The sequence below is a fragment of the Streptomyces sp. genome, from assembly GCF_050698815.1.
Taxonomy (GTDB): domain Bacteria; phylum Actinomycetota; class Actinomycetes; order Streptomycetales; family Streptomycetaceae; genus Streptomyces.
Map to the genome: position 1 here is coordinate 1 of NZ_JBOHCV010000257.1, position 3,046 is coordinate 3,046.

A 3,046-nucleotide genomic window follows, 5' to 3' on the forward strand; every position below is an offset into this window, starting at 1 on the left:
GCCCGGTGCCGCCGGGCGCGATCCCGGTGGGCGCGGCGGCCACCGGCGGGGCGGAGACCAGGCCGCTGCCGACCGCGACCAGGGCACCCGTCAGCGCCGCGACGAGCTGCCGCCGGGACGGCCGGGGGCTCATGTGCCGATCCCCACGCACGGGAGAGAGGTGGGAAGTTGTACCGAGACGCCGCTTGCCGCCTTCTCGAGCGCGTCGGCGAGCCGCGCATCGTACGGGCGCAGCGCGGCAGCGGCCTCCTCTGGCTCCGCCGGCTGCCCCGCGACGGTCAGGTTGCGCACCGCCGCGCCCGCCGTGCCCGCCGACTTGTCGAACCAGTAGCTGCCGTCCCAGCCCACCAAGGTGGGCCCGCCGGGCCGCACCTGCACGCTCCAGTGGTCCAACTGCCAGTAGCGGCAGGCCGGAACGGCGATCGCGAAGCGGGTGGGCTCGGCCAGCAGGAACCTCACCGCGCCGCCGTTGGAAACGGTGATGTCCCGCTTGGCGTACTCGACGCACAGCGGTTCCGACCCCAGCATGCTCAGCGGCGGCGTCTCGCCCTCGCCGAAGTGGCGGAAGGTGCAGTCCGCGGCGAAGCCCGGGTCGGTGTAGCCGCCGACGCCGGGAGTGGCGGGACCGGGGGTGGCTGCGGAGGGAGTGGCGGCGGCGGACGGTGCCGCACCGAGCGCGGAGAGCAGCAGAACGGCCAGGCCCGTGACGGCGGCGCGGCGAATCGACGGCATGGCAGGACCTTCTTCCCGTTCCAGCCCCGACGGGGCTCGGTTACTGGCGGGTCACTAGCGAGGTGAATCCTGATCCCGTGCGGCACAGGAGCGCAAGACCCCTGCACACGCCGCTTCGAACCGTCCCGCCGGAACACCCGCCGCCCACCCGGCGCGACGGCCGGGCAGCCGGCCTGCCTGCGGCAGCCACGCAACGCGTGACGGTCCCGGGGTGATGCGGGGCGCGGGGGGCTCGAACGGATATCGAATAGAGCAACTGACTTTCACTAAATAGGGTTACTGGGAGTTGCACCACGATCGGCTGAGCGGCATCATTCCCCGGACCAAAGCCCCGACTGGTCCCGCAGTCCTGATGGTTCGGCGTCGGTGGCTCCATGTCCCCTGGAAGGTTCCCCAGTTGATCACGCATGTCTTGGGCTCGCGGATACGCCGGTCCGCGCTGTTGGGCGCCGCCACTGTGATGGTCGGCGGCGCGATGGCCTCCGCTCCCGCCCATGCCGCTCACGTGGACGGGCACTCCGATTCGACCGGCAAGGCGACCGCCGTCGCGGCCCGTGCCGACCTCGACGTCTCCGTTGCGAACGCCGCCAAGGTTCCGGTCAAGGCGTCCCTCAACGCCGTCAGCGCACCCCGGGACGCCGACGAGACGCTGCTGACCGCCGAGGTGAACGGCGCCAACAAGGGTCAGCCGGTGAAGCTGGTCCAGGCCGAAGTCGCCCGCTCCAGCGCCAAGGCCGGCGCACAGCGGTCCGTCGGCCACGCAAAGCTCGTCGGGGTGCGGGCCTTCGCACCCGGCTTGATCGGCAAGCCGCTGGTGAGCGCGGACCTGCTCACCGCCACCGCCACCTGCGAGGCCGGCGAGAAGCCCACGGCCGAGGCCGACCTGGAGAACGTCTCCGTCCTCGGAAAGCCGGTCACCGTCAACGGAGTCGGCAGCCAGCAGGTCAAGGTGCCCGGCGTGGGCACCGTCGACGTCACCGTGGAACAGGAGACCACTCAGGCCGCCTCGGGAGTCGCCACAGCGCTGAAGCTGTCGTACGAGGTGAACCCGGCCAACCTGAACATCGTGAAGGCTGCCGGCGACATCGTGCTCTCGGAGGCCACCTGCGAGACACCGATGGGCGGCGGCAACGGAACCGGGGGCAATGGGACCGGGGGCAACGAGCCCGGCCCCCAGACCGGCGACGACGGCGGTGACGGCCTCGCCGAGACCGGCGGCAGCTCCGCCACGCCGATCATCGCCGGCCTGGGCGCGCTCCTCGTCGCCGGTGGTGGCGCGATGTACATGGTCCGCCGCCGCGGCGCTCGGAACAGCTGACGCCACGCGGGACCGGCAGCACCTCAAGGCCCGCCTGCTTGGTTGCGTCTCGAGGGGCCCGGTCCTGCTCTCACCGAAGCCCACCGCATTACCGCCCCCGGGGTGCGGTGGGCTTCTGTGAGGAAGGTGTTTCCAGCGGTCAGAGGCTGGTGAGCAGGCCGTCGAGTGGGGCGGGTATGCGGTCGGGATCAAGGGCCTCGACCAGTACGCGGCCGTAACGGATCTTGCGTCCCTTCTTCGTGCCGAGGAAGCGCCGCAGCTGCTGCTGCGAGGCGCGGCCACGCTGCGCCGGCTGGCGCAGGAAGGTCCGCAGGGCAGGCAGGTCGCCCTCCTCCCGGACGAGCTCCTCCACCCGTGTCACGCCCAGCGCGCGGATGAGCTCGTCTTCCAGATCCGCCGCGCAGACGAAGAACTCAGGCTGCGCTGCACCGGCCTGCCCCAAGCCCCGGGCGTAGTAGCGACGCTCCCCCTCGTCGCACAGTCCCGTGAGGCGGAGGCCCAGGCCGGATGGCCCGAGGAGGCGGGCGAAGCGCCCGACGCTCATCGCGCCGCCCATCGGCAGGACGCAGACTCCTTCGGCCGCCAGGTTCCGGCCGCGGCCGGCGGCCAGCGCGCTGACCGCTGCGGCGTCGCTCGGTCCTTCGAGCAGAACGGCCGTACGGACGGGCAGCCGCGCGGCCAGCTCGCGCGCGGGGCTGCCGGTGCCACCGGCGGCCCATGCGGTGATCGCCTCCCGGAACGACCCCATGTCAGCCATGAGACGAGTCTCCGCCCTTCCCGGCCACCGCGGTACGGAATTTCCGCCAGCGTGCCGGTCGGCGGTACACCCCTGTCTTTGACGGCTGTTCATGACGGCGCTCTCCCCTTGCACCCGCTCTTCTTGGAAGATTCCTCTGGCCCACGTCCGCACACACCCCCGCGAGGTCGGCGACTCATGTTACGGGCGCCCCGGGCGTCAGCGACCCGGCGACGCTGACGAGCTGATCCGGCCGGCCC

The 3,046-nt window shown here is 72.1% G+C and carries 3 protein-coding genes; 1 reads left to right on the forward strand and 2 read right to left on the reverse strand.

Features of this window, described 5'->3' with window-relative positions:
* Positions 1 to 129: 129 nt before the first annotated feature.
* Positions 130 to 732 carry a hypothetical protein gene (locus ACRDP3_RS09510; protein WP_431516427.1) on the reverse strand — a complete coding sequence of 201 codons (603 nt, stop codon included), beginning with the start codon at positions 730 to 732 and terminating at the stop codon, positions 130 to 132.
* A 397-nt stretch (positions 733 to 1,129) separates the two neighbouring features.
* Between ACRDP3_RS09510 and ACRDP3_RS09515 the strand changes: the two genes are divergently transcribed.
* Positions 1,130 to 2,050 carry an SCO1860 family LAETG-anchored protein gene (locus ACRDP3_RS09515; RefSeq protein WP_431516428.1) on the forward strand — a complete coding sequence of 307 codons (921 nt, stop codon included), beginning with the start codon at positions 1,130 to 1,132 and terminating at the stop codon, positions 2,048 to 2,050.
* Positions 2,051 to 2,189: 139 nt separating this feature from the next.
* Here the strand turns inward: ACRDP3_RS09515 and ACRDP3_RS09520 are convergent, their stop codons facing one another.
* Positions 2,190 to 2,807 (reverse strand): TOPRIM nucleotidyl transferase/hydrolase domain-containing protein, encoded by a 618-nt coding sequence (locus tag ACRDP3_RS09520; protein WP_431516429.1) that lies wholly within the window; start codon positions 2,805 to 2,807, stop codon positions 2,190 to 2,192.
* Positions 2,808 to 3,046: the final 239 nt, after the last annotated feature.